The organism is Streptococcus bouchesdurhonensis (assembly GCF_948472335.1).
Genome location: NZ_CAOKTW010000002.1, coordinates 190,829 through 214,917 on the forward strand (window position 1 = coordinate 190,829; position 24,089 = coordinate 214,917).

Genomic DNA, 24,089 nt, shown 5'->3' on the forward strand with positions numbered 1-24,089 from the left:
ACTAAAATCTAAGTGTCTATAAGATATTGAAAGCCTTTTCGGTAAAGTGTATACTAAAGAAGTAAAGAAAGAATCTGCTTTAGCAGAAAATAAAAATAATAGGAGAAAATCTATGTCAGATTTGAAAAAATACGAAGGTGTCATTCCAGCCTTCTACGCATGTTATGATGATCAAGGAGAAGTAAGTCCAGAGCGTACACGTGCCTTGGTTCAATACTTCATTGATAAAGGTGTTCAAGGTCTTTATGTCAATGGTTCTTCTGGTGAATGTATCTACCAAAGTGTAGAAGACCGCAAGTTGATTTTGGAAGAAGTCATGGCAGTTGCTAAAGGTAAATTAACTATTATTGCCCATGTTGCTTGCAACAATACCAAAGATAGTATGGAACTGGCTCGCCACGCTGAAAGCTTGGGAGTAGATGCCATTGCAACAATTCCACCAATTTACTTCCGCTTGCCTGAATACTCAGTTGCCAAATACTGGAACGATATCAGTTCTGCAGCTCCAAATACAGACTACGTGATTTATAACATTCCTCAATTGGCAGGGGTTGCTTTGACTCCAAGCCTTTACACTGAAATGTTGAAAAATCCTCGTGTTATTGGTGTTAAGAACTCTTCTATGCCAGTTCAAGATATCCAAACCTTTGTCAGCCTTGGTGGGGAAGACCATATCGTCTTTAACGGTCCAGATGAACAGTTCCTAGGTGGTCGCCTCATGGGTGCCAAAGCTGGTATCGGTGGTACTTATGGTGCTATGCCAGAACTCTTCTTGAAACTCAATCAGTTGATTGCGGATAAAGATTTAGAAACAGCGCGTGAGTTACAGTATGCTATCAACGCTATCATTGGTAAATTGACTGCTGCACATGGAAATATGTACGGTGTCATTAAAGAAGTCTTGAAGATCAATGAAGGATTGAATATTGGTTCTGTTCGTTCACCATTGACGCCAGTAACGGAAGAAGATCGTCCAGTTGTAGAAGCAGCTGCAGCCTTGATTCGTGAAACCAAGGAGCGCTTCCTCTAATCCATAAGGAGGTATTTATGACACACTACGTTGCAATTGATATAGGTGGAACCAACATCAAGTATGGTTTGGTTGATCAAGAGGGGCAACTTCTTGAATCGCATGAAATGCCAACTGAAGCGTATAAGGGTGGATCTCATATCTTACAAAAAACCAAAGATATTGTAGCCAGCTATTTAGAAAAAGGCCCAGTAGCAGGTGTTGCCATTTCTTCTGCAGGAATGGTGGATCCTGATAAGGGGGAAATTTTCTACGCTGGACCTCAGATTCCAAATTATGCAGGAACCCAGTTCAAGAAGGAAATCGAAGAAAGCTTTGCTATTCCTTGTGAGATTGAAAATGATGTCAACTGTGCAGGTCTGGCTGAGGCAGTATCTGGTTCAGGTAAGGGAGCAAGTGTCACCCTTTGCTTGACCATTGGAACAGGTATCGGTGGTTGCTTGATTATGGATGGGAAAGTCTTCCATGGTTTTAGCAATTCGGCCTGTGAAGTCGGGTATATGCATATGCAAGATGGAGCTTTTCAGGATCTCGCTTCTACCACAGCCTTGGTGGAGTATGTAGCAACATCTCATGGAGAAGATGTTGATCAGTGGAATGGCCGACGCATTTTCAAGGAAGCCACTGAAGGCAATAAACTCTGCATGGAAGGTATTGACCGCATGGTAGACTATCTAGGAAAAGGTCTGGCAAATATTTGCTACGTTGCCAATCCAGAAGTGGTTATTCTTGGTGGTGGTATCATGGGGCAAGAGGCTATCCTCAAACCTAAGATCCGCACAGCCTTGAAAGAGGCTTTGGTACCAAGTTTAGCAGAAAAAACACGATTAGAATTTGCCCATCACCAGAATACAGCAGGTATGCTTGGTGCATATTATCATTTTAAGACAAAACAATCCTAGTTTGGCTCAGCCAAACTAGGATTTTCTAATCAAATTCCCTTGACTTTCTTTATAATTGTGAGATAATAAATAAAATATATAAAGGAATTATATAAAATGACTATAGCGAATTCAAGTAAGATTGTGACCTTCCAAGCTAATAGAGAATTAGTAAATGATGCCATGGAAGTGTTAAAAGAAAAAAATCTCTCTCTTCATCAGCACTCAGATTATTTTTAAAGAATGTTGCCGTAACAAATGAAGTAGATTTACTGAGTGAAGAGGAATTAGAGAAGGAGTATTTGTTTAGACAATTACAAGCAGAAGTTCAAGAAAGTTATGCCAAGATTGAGGCTGGAAATTACTTGACAGATGAGGATGTCGTGACACGCTATGGATTATAAAAGATATAGGATTTTGTATTCTCCTAGAGTGATTGATAGTCTGGATAAAATATATCAGTATATAGCGGAGGAAATCGGTTCTGTAGAGGCTGCGAGACGAAAAGTAGCCAATATTAGAAAAGATATTAATCGGCTAGAAATTTTCCCCCAAGCTGGATTTGATGCTGATGAAAAATTTGGTAAGAAATTAGACCCTCGCTACCAAACGCGAGGGTTGACCTTGAGTAAGGATTACATTGTATTGTATACAATTGTTGAGGATACCGTCAGACTTGCTTATTTACTCCCTTCAAAAAGTGATTACATGAAATTATTCAAGACTAAGTCAAGATATGACTAATTTATAATCTTGAAGAGGTATGTTTGGTGATGAATAAAAATCCTAGTTTGGCTAAGCCAAACTAGGATTTTCTGACACGTTTTTGTCTACGATAGCCGTTGAGTTTCTTATTTTCCCAGTAGCTATTAAAGATTTTTTCCTTGCTTTCGCGATTGATTTCCAAAAAGTAGGCATAAATCAAATCGATAAAGAAGAGCATAGGAAGTTGAGCGGATATTCGTTGGATATAGGAAGGCTGGCTGTGGGTGGCTACAAGAACAGTCTCTGTGTAGGCCTGGCTATCTTTATTGGGAACACTTGAAAAGAGTACAGTCTTTGCCCCCATCTCCTTGGCATCTAATAGACTATCTAAAATAGAAGGTGTTGTACCAGAAAGTGAGAAGCCCAGTACGAGACAATTTTCCTCCATAATGCTGGTTGTCCATGCAAAGCCATCTTGATCGGTCAAGGCTTCGCAGACCACACCCAGACGCATGAACCGCAATTTCTTTCACGGGCGACGAGGCCAGAACTCCCTGTTCCGAAGAAGTAGACACGCTCAGCATCTTCGATTAGCTGGGCAATTCGTTCTAGTTGGATTTCGTCAATCAAGTCTTGTGTTTGTTCCCTCATGTTGCTATAACTTCTGAGGACTCGTTTGGTCAGTGGACTGTGCTTGGAGACTTGGTTGGCTTGATTTTCTGCCTGATGTTGGTATTGGAAAATAAATTCTCGGTAGCCAGTAAAGCCACACTTTTTAGCAAAGCGGGTCAAAGCAGCTTGAGAAATATGTAATTTTTGGGTGACTTGTTGAGAAGATAAATCATCTGTAATCGTTTCAGCTTGCAAAAAATAGTGAGCGATTTCTTGCTCTAGGTCTGTCATTTCTTCAAAATGTGAATCAATGATAGTTGCGATATCTGGTTTGTCCATAGGGAAAGCTCCTTTACATGAGTCATACTGGAAGACTAGATCAGGGAATAGTCACACTTCATTATAACACATAATATAAGGATAGATAAATAAAAACGCATCTCTGTTTTAAAAACGAAAAAGTCGAAAAAGCTTCTTACTTTTCCATAATTTTCTACTCAAATTGTGGTACAATTAAGAGTAAGATTTTAATTATACTCTTCGAAAATCTCTTCAAACTACGTCATCGTTGCCTTGCCGTACTCAAGTACAGCCTGCAGCTAGCTTCCTAGTTTGCTCTTTGATTTTCATTGAGTATTAGAAATGAGACTGATTTGTATGAGAAAATTTAACAGCCATTCGATTCCGATTCGGCTTAATTTATTGTTTTCAATCATCATTTTACTCTTTATGACCATTATTGGTCGTTTGTTGTATATGCAGGTTTTAAACAAGGATTTTTACGAAAAAAAGCTAGCATCAGCTAGTCAGACCAAGGTCACAAGCAGTTCTGCCCGTGGGGAAATTTATGATGCTAGTGGGAAACCTTTGGTAGAAAATACGCTAAAGAAGGTTGTTTCCTTTACGCGTAGCAATAAAATGACGGCTACAGACTTAAAAGAAACAGCTAAAAAGTTACTGACTTATGTGAGCATCAGCTCTCTAAATTTGACAGAACGCCAGCTGGCGGATTACTATTTGGCTGATCCTGAAATCTATAAACAGACAGTGGAGGCTCTCCCAAGCGAGAAACGCTTGGATTCAGATGGCAATCGCCTATCCGAATCAGAACTGTATAACAATGCGGTCGATAGTGTCCAAACGAGTCAACTAAACTATACAGAGGATGAAAAGAAAGAAATCTATCTTTTTAGTCAGTTAAATGCTGTTGGAAACTTTTCGACAGGTACCATTGCGACAGATCCTTTAAATGATTCTCAGGTGGCTGTTATTGCCTCTATTTCAAAGGAGATGCCTGGCATTAGTATTTCTACTTCTTGGGATCGAAAGGTTTTGGAAACTTCTCTTTCTTCTATAGTAGGGAGTGTATCCAGTGAAAAAGCTGGTCTCCCAGCGGAAGAAGCAGAAGCCTATCTTAAAAAAGGCTATTCTCTAAATGATCGTGTAGGAACCTCCTATTTGGAAAAGCAATATGAAGAGACCTTGCAAGGAAAACGCTCGGTAAAAGAAATCCATCTGGATAAATATGGTAATATGGAAAGCGTGGATACAATTGAGGAAGGTAGTAAGGGAAACAATATCAAGCTGACCATTGATTTGGCCTTCCAAGATAGCGTGGATGCTCTGCTGAAAAGTTATTTCAATTCCGAGCTAGGAAATGGAGGAGCCAAGTATTCTGAAGGTGTCTATGCAGTCGCCCTTAACCCCAAAACAGGTGCTGTTTTGTCTATGTCAGGACTCAAACATGACCTGAAAACGGGAGAGTTGACGCCTGATTCCTTGGGAACGGTAACCAATGTCTTTGTCCCAGGTTCGGTTGTCAAGGCTGCGACCATCAGCTCAGGTTGGGAAAATGGAGTCTTGTCAGGAAACCAGACCTTGACAGACCAGTCCATTGTCTTCCAAGGTTCAGCTCCCATCAATTCTTGGTATACTCAGGCTTACGGTTCATTCCCTATCACAGCGGTCCAAGCTCTGGAGTATTCATCAAATACCTATATGGTCCAAACAGCCTTAGGTCTTATGGGGCAAACCTATCAACCCAATATGTTTGTCGGCACCAGCAATCTAGAGTCTGCTATGGAGAAACTGCGTTCAACCTTTGGCGAATATGGCTTGGGTACTGCGACAGGAATTGACCTACCAGATGAATCTACTGGATTTGTTCCCAAAGAGTATAGCTTTGCTAATTACATTACTAATGCCTTTGGGCAGTTTGATAACTATACGCCGATGCAGTTGGCTCAGTATGTAGCAACTATTGCAAATAATGGTGTTCGTGTGGCTCCTCGTATTGTTGAAGGCATTTATGGTAATAATGATAAGGGAGGACTGGGTGACTTGATTCAGCAACTGCAACCGACAGAGATGAATAAGGTCAATATATCCGACTCCGATATGAGCATCTTGCACCAAGGTTTTTATCAGGTTGCCCATGGTACTAGTGGATTGACAACTGGACGTGCCTTTTCAAATGGTGCCTTGGTATCCATTAGCGGAAAAACAGGTACAGCCGAAAGCTATGTGGCAGATGGTCAGCAAGCAACCAATACCAATGCGGTGGCCTATGCCCCATCTGATAATCCCCAAATCGCTGTCGCAGTGGTCTTTCCTCATAATACCAATTTAACAAATGGTGTAGGACCTTCCATTGCGCGTGATATTATCAATTTGTATCAAAAATACCATCCAATGAACTAGAAAGGAAATTATGCTTTATCCAACACCCATTGCCAAGCTGATTGACAGCTATTCTAAGTTACCAGGTATCGGGATTAAGACGGCTACGCGTTTGGCCTTTTATACGATTGGGATGTCTGATGACGATGTCAATGAATTTGCAAAAATCTCCTTTCTGCTAAGAGAGAATTGACCTACTGTTCCGTTTGTGGACGTTTGACAGACGACGACCCTTGCTCTATCTGTACCGATCCGACTCGTGACCAGACAACGATTTTGGTGCTAGAGGATAGTCGTGATGTGGCAGCTATGGAAAATATCCAAGAATACCACGGGCTCTATCATGTCTTGCATGGCCTCATTTCCCCTATGAATGGTATCAGTCCAGATGATATCAATCTCAAGGGGCTCATGACTCGTCTGATGGATAGTGAGGTTTCAGAAGTAATCGTAGCAACCAATGCCACAGCAGATGGGGAAGCAACTTCCATGTATCTTTCCCGCTTACTCAAGCCAGCTGGGATCAAGGTTACGCGCTTGGCACGAGGTCTTGCTGTGGGAGCAGATATCGAGTATGCGGACGAAGTCACACTCTTACGGGCTATTGAAAATCGAACAGAGTTGTAAGTGTAGACAAATTTACGAACTCCATTCATTTATAAAAAATCAAGGAGGCTGAAAATCGTTCCTATCGGCCTCTTTTTGTATAGTGTGATGAGTAGGATCAGGTTCAAGTTTTAAAAAACCAAGCAAATATGATATACTAAAGAGCGAGTATTCTAGTAGAATTAGGACAAATAATATGAAACAAACGATTATTCTTTTATATGGTGGAAGGAGTGCGGAACGTGAAGTCTCTGTCCTTTCAGCTGAGAGTATCATGCGTGCGGTTAACTACGACCGTTTCACAGTCAAGACTTTCTTTATCAGTCAGTCAGGTGACTTTATCAAAACGCAGGAATTTAGTCAGACTCCAGGTCAAGAGGACCGTCTCATGACCAATGAAACCATTGATTGGGATAAGAAAGTTGCACCAAGTGCTATCTATGAAGAAGGGGCAGTGGTCTTTCCAGTTCTTCATGGTCCGATGGGAGAAGATGGCTCTGTTCAAGGATTCCTTGAAGTTTTGAAATTGCCTTATGTCGGTTGCAATATCTTGTCATCCAGTCTTGCCATGGATAAAATCACGACTAAGCGTGTGTTAGAATCTGCTGGCATTGCACAAGTTCCCTATGTGGCTATCGTTGAAGGGGATGATGTGACTGCTAAAATCGCTGAAGTGGAAGAAAAATTGACTTATCCAGTCTTCACTAAGCCGTCAAACATGGGTTCTAGTGTCGGTATTTCTAAGTCTGAAAATCAAGAAGAACTTCGTCAAGCTTTGGAACTTGCCTTTCAATATGACAGCCGTGTCTTGGTAGAGCAAGGGGTCAATGCCCGTGAAATCGAGGTTGGTCTCTTGGGAAACTACGATGTCAAAAGCACGCTACCAGGAGAAGTAGTCAAGGATGTTGCCTTTTATGACTACGATGCCAAGTATATTGATAACAAGATTACCATGGACATCCCAGCCAAAATCAGTGATGATGTGGTAGCTGTCATGCGTCAAAATGCAGAGACGGCCTTCCGTGCCATTGGAGGCCTCGGTCTCTCTCGTTGCGATTTCTTCTATACAGATAAGGGAGAGATTTTCCTAAACGAGCTCAATACCATGCCAGGTTTCACCCAGTGGTCAATGTATCCACTACTTTGGGACAATATGGGAATCAGCTACGCAGAACTAATCGAGCGTTTGGTTGACCTTGCCAAGGAAAGCTTTAACAAGCGCGAAGCGCATTTGCTATAAAATGAAGAGAGGGTAGAAGCCAGAACCATCACTGCCAGGTGACTAGAGTTCTCGGGCTTCGACCCTTTTTAAAGGAGTAGAAATGAAATTAACAATCCATGAAGTTGCCCAAGCTGTTGGAGCTAAAAATGATGTTAGTCTTTTTGCGAACGCCCAGTTAGAAAAGGCTGAGTTTGACAGTCGATTGATTGGGACTGGAGATTTATTTGTGCCACTCAAAGGTGCGCGTGATGGTCATGACTTTATCGAAACAGCCTTTGAAAATGGTGCGGTAGCAACCCTGTCTGAGAAAGAAATCGCAAATCATCCCTACATTCTAGTAGACGACGTGTTGACTGCATTTCAAAAACTAGCTGCCTACTATCTTGAAAAAACGACTGTTGATGTCTTTGCTATTACGGGTTCAAATGGTAAGACAACGACCAAGGATATGTTGGCACATTTGCTGTCAACAATCTACAAAACCTACAAAACTCAAGGAAACTACAATAACGAGATTGGTCTTCCTTACACAGTTCTCCATATGCCTGAAGGAACAGAAAAGTTGGTTTTGGAGATGGGACAGGATCACTTGGGAGATATTCATCTCTTGTCTGAATTGGCTCATCCAAAGATAGCCATCGTGACCTTGGTTGGAGAAGCCCATTTGGCCTTTTTCAAAGACCGTTCGGAGATTGCCCAAGGAAAAATGCAAATTGCAGATGGCATGGCTTCGAATTCCTTGCTTTTGGCCCCAGCCGACTCCATTGTAGAGGCCTACTTGCCAACTGATAAAAAGGTGGTTCGTTTTGGGCAAGGAGCAGAGTTGGAAATCACAGACTTGGTTGAGCGTAAGGACAGTCTGACCTTTAAAGCTAATTTCTTGGAACAAGCCCTTGATTTGCCAGTGACTGGTAAGTACAATGCCACTAATTAATGCTATGATTGCTGCTTATGTGGCCCTACAAGAAGGAGTTTCAGAAGAACAAATTTGTCAGGCCTTCCAAAATCTTGAATTGACGCGTAACCGTACCGAGTGGAAGAAAGCAGCCAATGGAGCAGACATCTTGTCAGATGTTTACAATGCCAATCCAACTGCTATGAAGCTGATTTTAGAGACCTTCTCTGCCATTCCAGCCAATGAAGGGGGCAAGAAAATTGCGGTTTTAGCGGACATGAAGGAACTGGGTAACCAGTCAGTTCAACTCCATAATCAGATGATTTTGAGCCTTTCTCCAGATGTGCTGGATACCGTGATTTTCTACGGAGAAGACATTGCTGAATTGGCCCAACTTGCCAGTCAAATGTTCCCAATTGGCCACGTTTACTATTTCAAGAAAACAGAAGACCAAGACCAATTTGAAGACCTAGTCAAGCAGGTCAAGGAAAGCCTCAGTGCCAATGATCAAATCTTGCTCAAGGGCTCTAACTCTATGAACCTAGCCATGTTGGTAGAAAGTTTAGAAAATGAAACCAAGTGATTTTGTTAAGTATCTGCAAAGAATGATTGCCCTTACAGATACTGGCTTAACCTTTACAAAAGATCCTTTTGACTGTGAGCGCTACGAAGACTTGCGAAGTCTGTTATCTGAAATGTTGAATCAGGTATCAGACCTTGATGCAGACGAAGTGGCAGAACTCTTGAAACCGACCTCCGCTTATGCGACTCCCTTAATGGACGTCCGTGCTTGGATTGTTGAGGATGAGAAGATTTGTCTGGTTAGGGGACAAGGAGAGGATAGTTGGGCTTTGCCAGGTGGCTTTGGTGAAGTCGGCTATTCTCCAACTGAAAATATTCTCAAGGAAATTGAAGAAGAAACCGGTTTTAAAGCCAAAGTTGAAAGACTGCTAGCTGTTTTTGATACCAATCGTTTCCAACTACAGAGCAAACAATATGCAAAGTTTGTTTTTGAATGTAAGCTTCTCGATGGACAATTCCAAGAAAATCAAGAAATCGCTGACCTTCAATTTTTTGCAATTGACCAACTGCCGAATTTATCTGAAAAACGCATTACCAAGGAGCAAATCGAGATTCTTTGGCAGGTTTATCAAGGTCAGAGGGAGCAATATCTTGACTAAGAAGATGATTATCGTATTTCTAAATCCATTTTTGACAAATAGCATGGTATAATAATATGCAGGAAAATTTTGAATTATGAGGAAGACTAGATGAATTTATGGGATATTTTTTTTACAACTCAGCCAACAGAACCACCTAAATTTGACCTTTTTTGGTATGTTAGCCTATTTACGCTCTTAGCCTTGACCTTTTATACAGCCTATCGCTATCGTGAAAAGAAGGTTTACCAACGATTTTTCCAGATTTTACAGGCCGTTCAGTTGATCCTTCTTTATGGTTGGTACTGGGTCAATCATATGCCATTGTCAGAAAGCCTACCCTTTTACCATTGCCGTATGGCTATGTTTGTGGTACTCTTGCTTCCTGGTCAGTCCAAATATAAACAATACTTTGCATTATTGGGAACATTTGGGACATTAGCAGCCTTTGTTTATCCAGTGCCAGATGCTTACCCTTTTCCACATATCACCATTTTATCCTTTATCTTTGGTCATTTAGCACTCTTGGGGAACTCTCTAGTTTATCTATTGAGACAGTATAGTGCGAAATTGCTGGATGTGAAGGGAATTTTTCTCATGACCTTTGCCCTAAATGCCTTGATTTTTGTGGTCAATTTGGTAACAGGTGGGGATTACGGATTCTTGACAAAACCGCCATTGGTTGGGGATCATGGTCTAGTAGCTAATTATTTACTTGTTTCAATTGTGCTGGTAGCTACTATCAGTTTGACTAAGAAAATCTTAGAATTCTTTTTAGCTCAAGAAGCAGAAAAAATGATTGCAAAGAAAGCTTAACACAGAGCTTTCTTTTTTTGTCTTAGAGAGTTTTTACAAGCAGCTTATAAAATAAGAATTTCTGAACATAGAAACTCAAAAATTGGCTGGGAAATTTAGGAAAAAAGCAAGCATGATTAAATTTTTTGTGTTATAATATTCTGTGAATAGCTATGCCTAAGTGTAGCTATGGAATAATACGAAGTGCGAAACTTGGAAGATAGAGAGGATGCGATGTAATGGCTAGAGAAGGCTTTTTTACAGGTCTAGATATTGGAACAAGCTCTGTCAAGGTGCTTGTAGCCGAGCAGAGAAATGGTGAATTAAATGTAATTGGCGTGAGTAATGCCAAAAGTAAAGGTGTAAAGGATGGAATTATTGTTGATATTGATGCAGCAGCAACTGCTATCAAGTCAGCCATTTCCCAAGCAGAAGAAAAGGCAGGCATTTCGATTAAATCAGTGAATGTCGGCTTGCCTGGTAATCTTTTGCAGGTAGAACCAACTCAAGGGATGATTCCAGTAACATCTGATACCAAGGAAATTACGGATCAAGATGTTGAAAATGTTGTCAAATCAGCTTTGACAAAGAGTATGACACCTGACCGTGAAGTCATTACCTTTATTCCTGAAGAATTTATTGTGGATGGTTTCCAAGGGATTCGTGACCCACGTGGCATGATGGGGGTTCGTCTTGAAATGCGTGGTTTGCTTTATACAGGTCCTCGCACTATTTTACATAACCTACGTAAGACAGTAGAACGTGTCGGACTACAGGTTGAAAATGTTATTATTTCACCACTAGCAATGGTTCAATCAGTTTTGAACGAAGGTGAACGTGAATTTGGTGCTACAGTGATTGATATGGGAGCAGGTCAAACGACTGTCGCTACAATCCGTAACCAAGAACTTCAGTTCACACATATTCTCCAAGAAGGTGGAGATTATGTAACTAAAGATATCTCCAAGGTTTTGAAAACCTCTCGCAAATTAGCGGAAGGCTTGAAACTGAATTACGGGGAAGCCTATCCGCCTCTTGCAAGCAAAGAAACCTTCCAAGTAGAAGTTATTGGAGAAGTAGAAGCAGTTGAAGTGACGGAAGCCTACTTGTCAGAAATTATTTCTGCACGAATTAAGCACATCCTTGAGCAAATCAAGCAAGAATTAGATAGAAGACGTCTATTGGAGCTCCCTGGTGGTATTGTCTTAATCGGTGGGAATGCCATTTTACCAGGTATGGTTGAACTTGCTCAGGAAGTCTTTGGCGTCCGTGTCAAGCTTTATGTTCCAAATCAAGTTGGTATCCGTAATCCAGCCTTTGCGCATGTGATTAGTTTATCAGAATTTGCGGGTCAATTAACAGAAGTGAATCTTTTGGCTCAGAGAGCGATAAAAGGTGAGAATGACTTAAGTCATCAGCCAATTAGTTTTGGTGGGATGCTGCAAAAAACAGCTCAGTTTGTACAATCAACGCCTGTTCAACCAGCTCCTGCTCCAGAAGTAGAGCTTATGGCGCCTACAGAACCAATGGCGGATTTCCAACAAGCTTCACAAAATAAACCGAAATTAGCAGATCGTTTCCGTGGCTTGATCGGAAGCATGTTTGACGAATAAAGAGGAAAAATAAATTATGACATTTTCATTTGATACAGCTGCTGCTCAAGGTGCAGTGATTAAAGTAATTGGTGTCGGTGGAGGTGGTGGCAATGCCATCAACCGTATGGTCGACGAAGGTGTTACAGGCGTAGAATTTATCGCAGCAAACACAGATGTACAAGCATTGAGTAGTACAAAAGCTGAGACTGTTATTCAGTTGGGGCCTAAATTGACTCGTGGTTTGGGTGCAGGAGGTCAACCTGAGGTTGGTCGTAAAGCTGCTGAAGAAAGCGAAGAAACACTGACGGAAGCTATCAGTGGTGCAGATATGGTCTTCATCACTGCTGGTATGGGAGGAGGTTCTGGAACTGGAGCTGCTCCTGTTATTGCTCGTATCGCCAAAGATTTAGGTGCTCTTACAGTTGGTGTTGTGACACGTCCCTTTGGTTTTGAAGGAAGCAAACGTGGACAATTTGCCGTTGAAGGAATCAACCAACTTCGTGAGCATGTAGATACTCTATTGATTATTTCAAACAACAACTTGCTTGAAATTGTTGATAAGAAAACACCGCTCTTGGAGGCTCTTAGCGAAGCGGATAACGTTCTTCGTCAAGGTGTTCAAGGGATTACCGATTTGATTACCAATCCAGGATTGATTAACCTTGACTTTGCCGATGTGAAAACAGTTATGGCAAATAAAGGGAATGCTCTCATGGGTATTGGTATCGGTAGTGGAGAAGAACGTGTGGTAGAAGCGGCGCGTAAGGCAATTTACTCTCCACTTCTTGAAACAACAATTGATGGAGCAGAAGATGTGATTGTCAACGTAACTGGTGGTCTCGATTTAACCTTGATTGAAGCTGAGGAGGCTTCACAAATTGTGAACCAGGCAGCAGGTCAAGGAGTGAACATCTGGCTCGGTACTTCAATTGATGAAAGTATGCGTGATGAAATTCGTGTAACAGTTGTCGCAACGGGTGTTCGTCAAGACCGCGTAGAGAAGGCTGTTGCTCCACAAGCTAGACCGACTACTAACTACCGTGAGACAGTGAAACCAGCTCATTCACATGGCTTTGATCGTCATTTTGATATGGCAGAAACAGCTGAATTGCCAAAACAAAATCCACGTCGTTTGGAACCAACTCAGGCATCTGCTTTTGGTGATTGGGATCTTCGCCGTGAATCGATTGTTCGTACAACAGATTCAGTCGTTTCTCCAGTTGAACGCTTTGAAGCCCCAATATCACAAGATGAAGATGAATTGGATACACCTCCATTTTTCAAAAATCGTTAAGTAAATGAATGTAAAAGAAAATACAGAACTTGTTTTTCGAGAAGTTGCAGAGGCTAGTCTGAATGCTCATCGAGAGAGTGGTTCAGTCTCTGTCATTGCAGTTACCAAGTATGTAGATGTACCGACAGCGGAAGCCTTGCTTCCGCTAGGTGTTCATCATATCGGTGAAAATCGTGTCGATAAGTTTCTGGAAAAATATGAAGCTTTAAAAGATCGAGATGTGACTTGGCATTTGATTGGTACCTTGCAAAGACGTAAGGTGAAAGATGTCATTCAATACGTTGATTATTTCCAGCCTTGGATTCAGTAAAGCTAGCGGAGGAAATCCAAAAAAGAAGTGACCGAGTCATCAAGTGTTTCCTTCAAGTAAATATTTCTAAAGAAGAAAGCAAGCACGGTTTTTCGAGAGAGGAACTGCTGGATATCTTGCCAGAGTTAGCCAGACTAGATAAGATTGAATATGTTGGTTTAATGACGATGGCACCTTTTGAGGCTAGAAGTGAGCAGTTGAAAGAAATTTTCAAGGCGACCCAAGATTTACAAAGAGAAATCCAAGAAAAACAAATTCCAAATATGCCTATGACCGAGTTAAGTATGGGAATGAGTCGTGATTATAAAGAAGCGATTCAATTCGGTTCCACCTTTGTTCGTATAGGTACAGCATTTTTTAAGTAGGAGAGAACCATGTCTTTAAAAGATAGATTCGATAGATTTATAGATTATTTTACGGAGGATGAGGATTCAAGTCTCCCTTATGAAAAAAGAGATGAGCCTGTGTTTACTCCAGTAAATTCTTCACAGGAACCACTCTCCCAATCACTCAAACTCCACAATCAGCTGGAACAAAGGAGAACAATATCACCAGACTTCATGCAAGACAACAGGAATTGGCAAATCAGAGTCAGCGTGCAACTGATAAGGTCATTATAGATGTTCGTTATCCTAGAAAATATGAAGACGCAACAGAAATTGTTGATTTATTGGCAGGAAACGAAAGTATCTTGATTGATTTTCAATATATGACTGAAGTGCAGGCTCGTCGTTGTTTGGATTACCTGGATGGGGCTTGCCATGTTCTAGCTGGAAGTCTGAAAAAAGTAGCTTCTACCATGTATCTGTTGACACCAGTGAATGTTATTGTGAATGTAGAAGATATTCGTTTGCCAGATGAAGAACAACAGGGTGAGTTTGATTTTGATATGAGACGAAATAGAGTACGATAATGATTTTTTTAATTCGTATGATTTATAATGCAGTGGATATTTACTCCCTGATTTTGGTAGCCTTCGCTGTCATGTCTTGGTTTCAGGCGCCTACGAATCCAGTTTGGGTCGTTGGATTGTAGCGTTGGTAAAACCAGTGCTTGCTCCCTTGCAACGCCTGCCTTTACAGATAGCGGGCCTTGATTTATCTGTTTGGGTTGCGATTGTTTTGGTTCGATTTTTAGGAGAAAACCTAGTCCGTTTTCTGGCGATGATAGGATGAATAAAGGGATTTATCAGCATTTCTCCATAGAAGATCGTCCCTTTCTTGACAAGGGAATGGAATGGATAAAGAAGGTAGAAGATAGCTATGCTCCTTTTTTAACTCCTTTTATCAATCCTCATCAGGAGAAACTATTAAAGATTTTGGCCAAAACCTATGGTCTTGCTTGTAGCAGTAGTGGGGAATTTGTCTCGAGTGAGTATGTTCGAGTTTTATTATACCCAGATTATTTCCAACCAGAGTTTTCAGATTTTGAAATATCTCTTCAGGAAATTGTGTATTCCAATAAATTTGAACATTTAACGCATGCTAAGATTTTAGGGACAGTCATCAATCAATTAGGGATTGAACGGAAACTTTTTGGAGATATCCTAGTAGATGAAGAACGGGCGCAGATTATGATTAATCAGCAGTTTCTTCTTCTCTTTCAAGATGGATTAAAGAAAATTGGCCGTATACCTGTTTCGCTGGAGGAACGTCCTTTCGCCGAGAAAATATATAAGCTAGAACAGTATCGAGAACTGGATTTATCTGTGTCTAGTTTTCGATTAGATGTTCTTTTATCAAATGTTTTGAAACTATCTAGGAATCAAGCAAACCAGTTGATTGAAAAGAAACTTGTCCAAGTAAATTATCATGTGGTAGACAAATCAGATTACACTGTTCAAGTTGGAGATTTGATTAGTGTGAGAAAATTTGGTCGCTTGAGATTACTTCAAGATAAGGGACAAACGAAAAAAGAGAAGAAAAAAAACCGTCCAGTTATTATTAAGTAAGTGAGGAATAGAATGCCAATTACATCATTAGAAATAAAGGACAAGACCTTTGGAACTCGATTCAGAGGCTTTGATCCAGAAGAAGTCGATGAATTTTTAGATATTGTGGTTCGTGATTACGAAGATCTTGTTCGTGCGAATCATGATAAAGATTTGCGTATTAAGAGTTTAGAAGAGCGTTTGTCTTACTTTGACGAAATGAAAGATTCATTGAGCCAGTCTGTATTGATTGCCCAAGACACAGCTGAGCGAGTGAAACAAGCAGCACATGAACGTTCAAACAATATCATTCATCAAGCAGAGCAGGATGCGCAACGCTTGTTGGAAGAAGCTAAATATAAGGCAAACGAGATTCTTCGTCAAGCAACAGACAATGCTAAGAAAGTTGCTGTTGAAACCGAAGAGTTGAAGAACAAGAGCCGTGTCTTCCACCAACGTCTCAAATCTACAATTGAGAGTCAGTTGGCTATTGTTGAATCTTCAGACTGGGAAGATATTCTTCGCCCAACAGCTACTTATCTTCAAACCAGTGATGAAGCCTTTAAAGAAGTGGTTAGCGAGGTACTTGGAGAACCGATTCCAGCTCCAATTGAGGAAGAACCAATTGATATGACACGTCAGTTCTCTCAAGCAGAAATGGCAGAGTTACAGGCTCGTATTGAAGCAGCCAATAAAGAATTGGCTGAATTTGAAGCTCAGACTAAACAGGAAGTGGAAGCTCCAACTCCTGTAGTGGGTCCTCAAATGGAAGAAGAACCTGCTCATCCAGTTGGTCCAATGTATGAAGAGCCAGAAGTAGCTCCAGTACATCCTTCGGCTCCAACACCAGCTACAGAAACATTTGATTCAGCACCAGGATTTGAAGCACCGCAAGAATCCGTTACAATTTTATAAGAAATATTCTGAGAACAATATCTTATCCTTATATTTCCAGCGAGCAGGAGATGGTGTGAGTCCTGTAATCCCTATTGATAAGATTATCCTCTCAAAAACTCAAGTCTGAAGTTAGTAGGATTTGACGTTCCCCACGTTACGGGATAAGAGGGAGAAAGACTAAATCTTTTTCCGAATAAAGGTGGTACCACGATTTTCGTCCTTTTTGGCAGTCGTGGTTTTTAATTTGTGATTATTTATAAAGGAGATACCATGAAACTCAAAGATACCCTTAATCTTGGGAAAACAGCTTTCCCAATGCGTGCAGGCCTTCCTACCAAAGAGCCAGTTTGGCAAAAGGAATGGGAAGATGCAAAACTTTACCAACGTCGTCAAGAATTGAACCAAGGAAAACCTCATTTCACCTTGCATGATGGCCCTCCATACGCGAACGGAAATATCCACGTTGGACACGCTATGAACAAGATTTCAAAAGATATCATTGTTCGCTCAAAATCTATGTCAGGTTTTTACGCACCATTTATCCCAGGTTGGGATACTCATGGTCTGCCAATCGAGCAAGTTTTGGCAAAACAAGGGTGTCAAACGTAAAGAAATGGACTTGGTTGAGTACTTGAAACTTTGCCGTGAATACGCTCTTTCTCAAGTAGATAAACAACGTGAAGACTTTAAACGTTTGGGTGTTTCTGGTGACTGGGAAAATCCATATGTGACTTTGACTCCTGATTATGAAGCAGCTCAAATCCGTGTATTTGGTGAGATGGCTAATAAAGGCTATATCTACCGTGGTGCAAAACCAGTTTACTGGTCATGGTCATCTGAGTCAGCCCTTGCCGAAGCGGAAATTGAATACCATGATTTGGTTTCAACTTCCCTTTACTATGCCAATAAGGTAAAAGATGGCAAAGGTGTTCTAGATACAGAGACTTATATCGTAGTCTGGACAACAACTCCATTTACTATCACAGCTTCTCGTGGTTTGACTGTTGGAGCGGATATTGATTACGTCTTGGTTCAACCTGCTGGTGAAGCTCGTAAGTTTGTCGTTGCTGCAGAATTATTGACTAGCTTGTCTGAAAAATTTGGTTGGGCTGATGTTCAAGTTTTGGCAACTTACCGTGGTCAAGAACTCAACCACATCGTAACAGAACACCCATGGGATACAGCTGTAGATGAGTTGGTTATCCTTGGTGACCACGTTACCACTGACTCTGGTACTGGTATTGTCCATACAGCCCCTGGTTTTGGTGAGGACGACTACAATGTTGGTATTGCTAATGGTCTTGAAGTCGCAGTGACTGTTGACGAACGTGGTATCATGATGAAGAATGCTGGTCCTGAGTTTGAAGGCCAATTCTATGAAAAGGTAGTTCCAACTGTTATTGAAAAACTTGGTAACCTCCTTCTTGCCCAAGAAGAAATCTCTCACTCATACCCATTTGACTGGCGTACTAAGAAACCAATCATCTGGCGTGCGGTTCCACAATGGTTTGCCTCAGTTTCTAAATTCCGTCAAGAAATCCTGGACGAAATTGAAAAAGTGAAATTCCACTCAGAATGGGGTAAAGTCCGTCTTTACAATATGATTCGTGACCGTGGCGACTGGGTTATCTCTCGTCAACGTGCTTGGGGTGTTCCACTTCCTATCTTCTACGCTGAAGACGGTACAGCGATTATGACTGCTGAAACTATTGAACACGTGGCTCAACTCTTTGAGGAACATGGTTCAAGTATTTGGTGGGAACGTGATGCTAAGGACCTCTTGCCAGAAGGATTTACTCATCCAGGTTCACCAAACGGCGAGTTCAAAAAAGAAACTGATATCATGGACGTTTGGTTTGACTCAGGTTCATCATGGAATGGAGTGGTAGTAAATCGTCCTGAGTTGACTTACCCAGCAGACCTTTACTTAGAAGGTTCTGACCAATACCGTGGTTGGTTCAACTCATCACTCATCACATCTGTTGCCAACCATGGCGTAGCACCTTACAAACAAATCTTGTCACAAGGTTTTGCCCTTGATGGTAAAGGTGAGAAGATGTCCAAATCTCTTGGAAATACCATTGCCCCAAGTGATGTTGAAAAACAATTTGGTGCGGAAATCTTGCGTCTCTGGGTAACAAGTGTGGACTCAAGCAACGACGTGCGTATTTCTATGGATATCTTGAGCCAAGTCTCTGAAACTTACCGCAAGATCCGTAACACCCTTCGTTTCTTGATTGCCAATACATCTGACTTTAACCCAGCTCAAGATGCAGTCGCTTACGAAGAGCTTCGCTCAGTTGATAAGTACATGACTATTCGCTTTAACCAGCTTGTCAAGACCATTCGTGATGCCTATGCAGACTTTGAATTCTTGACAATCTACAAGGCCTTGGTGAACTTTATCAACGTTGATTTATCAGCCTTCTACCTTGATTTTGCCAAAGATGTTGTTTATATCGAAGGTGCCAAATCACTCGAACGCCGTCAAATGCAGACTGTCTTCTATGACATTCTTGTCAAAATCACCAAACTCTTGACACCAATCCTTCCTCACACTGCGGAAGAAATCTGGTCATACCTTGAGTTTGAAGCAGAAGACTTCGTCCAATTGTCAGAATTACCAGAAGTTCAAACTTTTGCTAACCAAGAAGAAATCTTGGATACATGGGCAGCCTTCATGGACTTCCGTGGACAAGCACAAAAAGCCTTGGAAGAAGCTCGTAATGCAAAAGTTATCGGGAAATCACTTGAAGCACACTTGACAGTTTATCCAAATGAAGTGGTGAAAACTCTACTCGAAGCAGTAAACAGCAATGTAGCTCAACTTTTGATCGTGTCTGAGTTGACCATCGCAGAGGGACCAGCTCCGGAAGCTGCCCTTAGCTTTGAAGATGTCGCCTTCACTGTTGAACGCGCTGCAGGCCAAGTATGTGACCGTTGCCGTCGCACCGACCCAACAACAGCAGAACGCACCTACCAGGCAGTCATCTGTGACCACTGTGCAAGCATCGTAGAAGAAAACTTTGCGGACGCAGTCGCAGAAGGATTTGAAGAGAAGTAAGGTTGTTGTATGATACTAAGAAGGAAAAGGATTGCCAAACAGTCCTTTCCTTTTTGGTTTTGACTAGCTTTTTTGTGAAAAATTGTGTAGAATAGAATAGATAAACGAGGGGAAACCTCGGAAAATTTAAAGGAGAATCCATCTAATGGTAAAATTGGTTTTTGCTCGCCACGGTGAGTCTGAATGGAACAAAGCTAACCTTTTCACTGGTTGGGCTGATGTTGATTTGTCTGAAAAAGGTACACAACAAGCGATTGACGCTGGTAAATTGATCAAAGAAGCTGGTATCGAATTTGACCAAGCTTACACTTCAGTATTGAAACGTGCGATCAAAACAACGAACTTGGCTCTTGAAGCTTCTGACCAATTGTGGGTTCCAGTTGAAAAATCATGGCGCCTGAACGAACGTCACTACGGTGGTTTGACTGGTAAAAACAAAGCTGAAGCTGCTGAGCAATTTGGTGATGAGCAAGTTCACATCTGGCGTCGTTCATACGATGTATTGCCTCCAAACATGGACCGTGATGATGAGCACTCAGCTCACACAGACCGTCGTTACGCTTCACTTGACGACTCAGTAATCCCAGATGCTGAAAACTTGAAAGTGACTTTGGAACGTGCCCTTCCTTTCTGGGAAGATAAAATCGCTCCAGCTCTTAAAGATGGTAAAAACGTATTCGTAGGAGCTCACGGTAACTCAATCCGTGCCCTTGTAAAACACATCAAAGGTTTGTCAGATGACGAGATCATGGACGTGGAAATCCCTAACTTCCCACCATTGGTATTCGAATTCGACGAAAAATTGAACGTAGTTTCTGAATACTACCTTGGAAAATAAAAAAATGTAAGTCTAGAATTGATTTCTAGGCTTTTTGTTTTTGTTCCCAGTTTCCAACTAGTTGAAAAAGCGATATAATGATAGTAGGAAGTAATTTGTTTAAGAGAGGGTGGCACTGATGGCTTATATTGAGATGAAACACTGTTACAAGCGTTATCAGGTTGGGGACACGGAGATTGTGGCCAATCGCGATGTGAATTTTGAAATTGAAAAGGGTGAATTGGTTATTATTCTAGGTGCATCTGGTGCAGGCAAGTCAACGGTTCTTAACCTTCTTGGGGGAATGGATACCAATGATGAGGGGGAAATCTGGATTGATGGTGCCAATATTGCCGACTACAATTCCCACCAGAGAACTAATTACCGTAGAAATGATGTCGGTTTTGTTTTTCAGTTTTATAATCTAGTGTCCAATCTGACAGCTAAGGAAAATGTGGAATTGGCCTCAGAAATTGTGACAGATGCCTTGGATCCTGAACAGGTCTTGACAGATGTAGGTCTGGCTCATCGTCTCAATAACTTTCCAGCCCAGCTTTCTGGAGGGGAGCAACAGCGAGTCTCCATTGCACGCGCGGTAGCCAAAAATCCTAAAATTCTCCTTTGTGACGAACCGACAGGCGCCTTGGACTATCAGACGGGCAAGCAAGTCTTGAAAATACTCCAAGACATGTCTCGTCAAAAGGGAGCAACGGTAATCATCGTGACTCACAATGGAGCTTTAGCGCCCATTGCTGATCGCGTGATTCATATGCACGATGCCAGTGTCAAGGATGTGGTGCTCAACCAGCATCCTCAGGATATCGACAGTTTGGAGTACTAGCATGATGAAGCGAAAAACCTATTGGAAGGACTTAATTCAGTCCTTCACAGGCTCCAAGGGGCGTTTTTTATCCATCTTGACCTTGATGATGTTGGGATCTCTAGCCCTAGTAGGCCTCAAAGTAACCAGTCCCAACATGGAGGCGACAGCTAATGCTTATTTAACAACTGCTCAAACCTTGGATTTGGCGGTTATGTCTAACTATGGTTTGGATCAAGCAGATCAAGAAGAACTAGAACAGATAGAGGGGGCAGAGGTCGAGTTTGGCTATTTGACAGATGTGGCTATGGAGAATGGGCAGGATGCCATTCGGCTGTATTCCAAACCAGAGCGAATTTCAATCTTTCAACTAAGAGAGGGACGACTTCCTCAGTCAGACAAGGAAATCGCTTTGGCCAGTCATCTGCAGAGTCAATATAGTGTGGGACAGGAGATTAGTTTTAAAGAAAAAGAAGAGGGTCATTCCTCTTTAAAAGACCATACTTATACCATTACTGGTTTTGTGGATTCAGCTGAAATCCTCTCCCAGCGAGATATGGGTACGCAGGAAGTGGAAGTGGAACTCTGACAGCCTATGGGGTGATTTTACCTAGTCAGTTTGATCAGAAAGTCTACAATATAGCTCGTTTGAAATATCAAGATTTAGCAGACTTAAATGCTTTTTCATCAGCTTATGAAGAAAAATCCAAACAGCATCAGGAAGATTTAGAACAAGCTTTGTCAGATAATGGCAAGGCACGTCTGCAACTCTTGAAAAAAGAAGGGCAAGAGTCTCTCGATAAGGGGCAAGAGACCCTTGACAAGGTTGAGACTAATTTGCAAGAAGGCAAGCGTCGTTTAGCAACTGCTCAAGCTCGTTTACAGGCTCAGGAAAGTCAACTAGCTTTGCTTCCTCAAGCTCAGAGAGAGCAGGCTAGTTCTCAACTTACCCAAGCCAAGCAGGAATTGAGCAAGGAAGAGGATAGGCTAAAGCAGGCCGAACAAAATCTAGCCCAAGAAAAGGAAAAATTAGAAAAACATCAGCAAGTCTTGGATGATTTAGCTGAGCCCAAGTATCAAGTCTATAATCGGCAAACCATGCCTGGCGGTCAAGGCTACCTCATGTACAGCAATGCTTCAGCCAGTATTCGGGCAGTGGGCAATATCTTTCCTGTAGTGCTTTATGCCGTAGCAGCCATGGTGACCTTTACAACCATGACTCGTTTTGTGGATGAAGAACGAACTCATGCTGGGATTTTTAAGGCCTTGGGCTATCGTAGCAAGGATATTATCGCCAAGTTTCTCCTCTACGGTCTAGTAGCTGGGACTGTCGGAACAGCTCTAGGTAGTATACTTGGCCATTATTTACTAGCTAGTGTGATTTCAAGTGTCATTACAAAAGGCATGGTGGTGGGAGAAACCCAGATTCAGTTCTATTGGACCTATAGCTTACTAGCTCTTGTCTTGAGTTGGTTGGCGAGTGTGTTACCAGCCTATCTGGTGGCTTGGAGGGAACTTCATGCCGAAGCAGCCCAGCTTTTACTACCTAAACCTCCTGTCAAAGGAGCTAAAATCTTACTAGAGCGCATCGGTTTTATCTGGCGCCATCTCAGTTTTACCCATAAGGTAACAGCCCGCAATATCTTCCGTTATAAGCAACGGATGTTGATGACGATCTTTGGTGTGGCAGGTTCTGTAGCCCTGCTCTTTGCAGGTTTGGGAATCCAATCCTCTGTAGCAGGAGTTCCGTCCAGACAGTTTCAACAAATCCAACAGTATCAGATGATTGTTTCTGAAAATCCTAGTGCGACCAATCAGGACAAGGCAAATCTAGAAGAAGTGTTGAAAGGGCAGGATATTCAAGCCTACCAGAAAAACTATTCTAAAACGCTAGACAAGGATTTCAAAGGCAAGGCTGGTCTTCAAACTATTACCCTTATGATGACTGATAAGGAAGATTTGACTCCCTTTATTTATCTGCAACATCATCAGCAGGAGCTGACATTAAAAGATGGCGTCGTTATTACAGCTAAACTTGCCCAGCTGGCAGATGTCAAGGTTGGGCAGACTCTAGAAATTGAAGGTAAGGAACTAAAGGTCGCTGCTATTACTGAGAACTACGTTGGTCACTTTATTTATATGAGTCAGGCTAGCTATGAGCAAATTTACGGACAGCTACCCCAAGCCAACACTTATCTGGTCTCGCTAAGGGATACCAGTGCGTCTAGTATCGAAAGTCAGGCAGGGCTTACTTATGAATCAAGCTGCGGTGTCCAGTGTTGTTCAAAATGCTTCAGCCATTCGCCTCTTTGACTCCGTCGCTAGCTCACTCAATCAGACCATGACCATCTTGGTCATCGTATCGGTTCTGTTGGCTATTGTTATCCTCTACAATCTGACCAATATCAACGTGGCTGAGAGAATCCGTGAACTCTCCACTATCAAGGTTCTCGGTTTTCATAATAATGAAGTTACCCTCTACATTTATCGTGAGACGATTGTGCTGTCCCTTGTGGGAATCGTACTTGGTTTGGTATCTGGTTTCTATTTACACCAATTTTTGATTCAAATGATTTCGCCTGCGACTATTCTCTTTTATCCGCAGGTAGGCTGGGAAGTCTATGTAATTCCAGTGGCAGCAGTAAGCATCATTTTGGCCTTGCTTGGTTTCTTTGTCAATTATCATCTGAGAAAGGTTGATATGCTTGAAGCCTTGAAATCTGTAGAGTAAGGTAGTTGTTTTTAGATAATTGAACTTGAATTTACTTGTAAAAAAT

At 41.7% G+C, this 24,089-nt stretch carries 12 protein-coding genes and 10 pseudogenes; 21 read left to right on the forward strand and 1 reads right to left on the reverse strand.

The features are described 5' to 3' along the window. Positions 1-112 precede the first annotated feature (112 nt). The 4 genes and pseudogenes from QMQ21_RS03720 (at position 113) to QMQ21_RS03735 (ending at position 2,655) form a co-directional block, all read left to right on the forward strand. Positions 113-1,030 carry a dihydrodipicolinate synthase family protein gene (locus tag QMQ21_RS03720; protein ID WP_001281495.1) on the forward strand — a complete coding sequence of 306 codons (918 nt, stop codon included), beginning with the start codon at positions 113-115 and terminating at the stop codon, positions 1,028-1,030. A gap of 17 nt (positions 1,031-1,047) precedes the next feature. Then, positions 1,048-1,932 carry an ROK family protein gene (locus tag QMQ21_RS03725; RefSeq protein ID WP_000150277.1) on the forward strand — a complete coding sequence of 295 codons (885 nt, stop codon included), beginning with the start codon at positions 1,048-1,050 and terminating at the stop codon, positions 1,930-1,932. A gap of 96 nt (positions 1,933-2,028) precedes the next feature. After that, positions 2,029-2,315: pseudogene (gene relB / locus QMQ21_RS03730) on the forward strand (type II toxin-antitoxin system RelB/ParD family antitoxin). After that, on the forward strand, positions 2,305-2,655 hold the full coding sequence (locus QMQ21_RS03735) for a type II toxin-antitoxin system RelE/ParE family toxin (RefSeq protein WP_000384968.1): 351 nt from the start codon (positions 2,305-2,307) through the stop codon (positions 2,653-2,655). Before relB ends, QMQ21_RS03735 begins: the two are co-directional and overlap by 11 nt. A 61-nt stretch (positions 2,656-2,716) precedes the next feature. Here QMQ21_RS03735 and QMQ21_RS03740 read toward each other — a convergent pair. After that, positions 2,717-3,567 (reverse strand): annotated as a pseudogene (locus tag QMQ21_RS03740) (MurR/RpiR family transcriptional regulator). Between the two features lie 303 nt (positions 3,568-3,870). Here QMQ21_RS03740 and pbp2b point away from each other — a divergent pair. From pbp2b to QMQ21_RS03825, 17 genes and pseudogenes are all read left to right on the forward strand, one after another. Continuing rightward, positions 3,871-5,928 (forward strand): penicillin-binding protein 2B, encoded by a 2,058-nt coding sequence (pbp2b, locus tag QMQ21_RS03745; RefSeq protein WP_080674639.1) that lies wholly within the window; start codon positions 3,871-3,873, stop codon positions 5,926-5,928. Positions 5,929-5,938: 10 nt separating this feature from the next. After that, positions 5,939-6,534, forward strand: a pseudogene (gene recR, locus QMQ21_RS03750) (recombination mediator RecR). A 175-nt stretch (positions 6,535-6,709) separates the two neighbouring features. Then, positions 6,710-7,753 (forward strand): D-alanine--D-alanine ligase, encoded by a 1,044-nt coding sequence (locus QMQ21_RS03755; RefSeq protein WP_000814626.1) that lies wholly within the window; start codon positions 6,710-6,712, stop codon positions 7,751-7,753. An 82-nt stretch (positions 7,754-7,835) separates the two neighbouring features. After that, positions 7,836-9,213: pseudogene (locus tag QMQ21_RS03760) on the forward strand (UDP-N-acetylmuramoyl-tripeptide--D-alanyl-D-alanine ligase). Then, positions 9,200-9,811, forward strand: a complete 612-nt coding sequence (locus QMQ21_RS03765) for an NUDIX hydrolase N-terminal domain-containing protein (RefSeq protein ID WP_000804584.1) — start codon at positions 9,200-9,202, stop codon at positions 9,809-9,811. Before QMQ21_RS03760 ends, QMQ21_RS03765 begins: the two are co-directional and overlap by 14 nt. A 90-nt stretch (positions 9,812-9,901) precedes the next feature. Next, positions 9,902-10,606: a YwaF family protein gene (locus QMQ21_RS03770; RefSeq protein WP_001055261.1), complete on the forward strand. Its 705-nt coding sequence runs from the start codon at positions 9,902-9,904 to the stop codon at positions 10,604-10,606. Positions 10,607-10,824: 218 nt separating this feature from the next. Continuing rightward, positions 10,825-12,198 (forward strand): cell division protein FtsA, encoded by a 1,374-nt coding sequence (gene ftsA, locus QMQ21_RS03775; protein ID WP_261813930.1) that lies wholly within the window; start codon positions 10,825-10,827, stop codon positions 12,196-12,198. A gap of 16 nt (positions 12,199-12,214) precedes the next feature. Next, positions 12,215-13,474: a cell division protein FtsZ gene (gene ftsZ / locus QMQ21_RS03780; protein WP_023936020.1), complete on the forward strand. Its 1,260-nt coding sequence runs from the start codon at positions 12,215-12,217 to the stop codon at positions 13,472-13,474. 4 nt (positions 13,475-13,478) lie between these two features. Then, positions 13,479-14,149, forward strand: a pseudogene (locus QMQ21_RS03785) (YggS family pyridoxal phosphate-dependent enzyme). A 170-nt stretch (positions 14,150-14,319) separates the two neighbouring features. Continuing rightward, a pseudogene (locus tag QMQ21_RS03790) lies at positions 14,320-14,697 on the forward strand (cell division protein SepF); the annotation flags it as partial. Further along, positions 14,697-14,959: pseudogene (locus QMQ21_RS03795) on the forward strand (YggT family protein). The pseudogenes QMQ21_RS03790 and QMQ21_RS03795, both read left to right, overlap by 1 nt. Then, positions 14,956-15,739 (forward strand): annotated as a pseudogene (locus tag QMQ21_RS03800) (YlmH family RNA-binding protein). The pseudogenes QMQ21_RS03795 and QMQ21_RS03800 overlap by 4 nt, the downstream one beginning before the upstream one ends. An 8-nt stretch (positions 15,740-15,747) precedes the next feature. Continuing rightward, complete coding sequence (locus QMQ21_RS03805; RefSeq protein ID WP_001123177.1) at positions 15,748-16,629, forward strand: DivIVA domain-containing protein; 882 nt, start codon at positions 15,748-15,750, stop codon at positions 16,627-16,629. A gap of 378 nt (positions 16,630-17,007) precedes the next feature. After that, positions 17,008-19,675: pseudogene (gene ileS, locus QMQ21_RS03810) on the forward strand (isoleucine--tRNA ligase). A 145-nt stretch (positions 19,676-19,820) separates the two neighbouring features. Further along, positions 19,821-20,513 carry a phosphoglycerate mutase gene (locus QMQ21_RS03815; protein WP_000240129.1) on the forward strand — a complete coding sequence of 231 codons (693 nt, stop codon included), beginning with the start codon at positions 19,821-19,823 and terminating at the stop codon, positions 20,511-20,513. Positions 20,514-20,631: 118 nt separating this feature from the next. Further along, entirely contained in the window at positions 20,632-21,333 is a 702-nt protein-coding gene (locus QMQ21_RS03820) for an ABC transporter ATP-binding protein (RefSeq protein WP_023933206.1), read from the forward strand. A gap of 1 nt (position 21,334) precedes the next feature. Beyond that, positions 21,335-24,043 (forward strand): annotated as a pseudogene (locus QMQ21_RS03825) (FtsX-like permease family protein). Positions 24,044-24,089 lie beyond the last annotated feature (46 nt).

What these genes read in the sequence shown, in the direction of transcription:
- QMQ21_RS03720 (WP_001281495.1), top strand. Translation starts at nt 113, where the DNA reads ATGTCAGATTTGAAAAAATACGAAGGTGTCATTCCAGCCTTCTACGCA.
- QMQ21_RS03725 (WP_000150277.1), top strand. Translation starts at nt 1,048, where the DNA reads ATGACACACTACGTTGCAATTGATATAGGTGGAACCAACATCAAGTAT.
- QMQ21_RS03735 (WP_000384968.1), top strand. Translation starts at nt 2,305, where the DNA reads ATGGATTATAAAAGATATAGGATTTTGTATTCTCCTAGAGTGATTGAT.
- pbp2b (WP_080674639.1), top strand. Translation starts at nt 3,871, where the DNA reads ATGAGACTGATTTGTATGAGAAAATTTAACAGCCATTCGATTCCGATT.
- QMQ21_RS03755 (WP_000814626.1), top strand. Translation starts at nt 6,710, where the DNA reads ATGAAACAAACGATTATTCTTTTATATGGTGGAAGGAGTGCGGAACGT.
- QMQ21_RS03765 (WP_000804584.1), top strand. Translation starts at nt 9,200, where the DNA reads ATGAAACCAAGTGATTTTGTTAAGTATCTGCAAAGAATGATTGCCCTT.
- QMQ21_RS03770 (WP_001055261.1), top strand. Translation starts at nt 9,902, where the DNA reads ATGAATTTATGGGATATTTTTTTTACAACTCAGCCAACAGAACCACCT.
- ftsA (WP_261813930.1), top strand. Translation starts at nt 10,825, where the DNA reads ATGGCTAGAGAAGGCTTTTTTACAGGTCTAGATATTGGAACAAGCTCT.
- ftsZ (WP_023936020.1), top strand. Translation starts at nt 12,215, where the DNA reads ATGACATTTTCATTTGATACAGCTGCTGCTCAAGGTGCAGTGATTAAA.
- QMQ21_RS03805 (WP_001123177.1), top strand. Translation starts at nt 15,748, where the DNA reads ATGCCAATTACATCATTAGAAATAAAGGACAAGACCTTTGGAACTCGA.
- QMQ21_RS03815 (WP_000240129.1), top strand. Translation starts at nt 19,821, where the DNA reads ATGGTAAAATTGGTTTTTGCTCGCCACGGTGAGTCTGAATGGAACAAA.
- QMQ21_RS03820 (WP_023933206.1), top strand. Translation starts at nt 20,632, where the DNA reads ATGGCTTATATTGAGATGAAACACTGTTACAAGCGTTATCAGGTTGGG.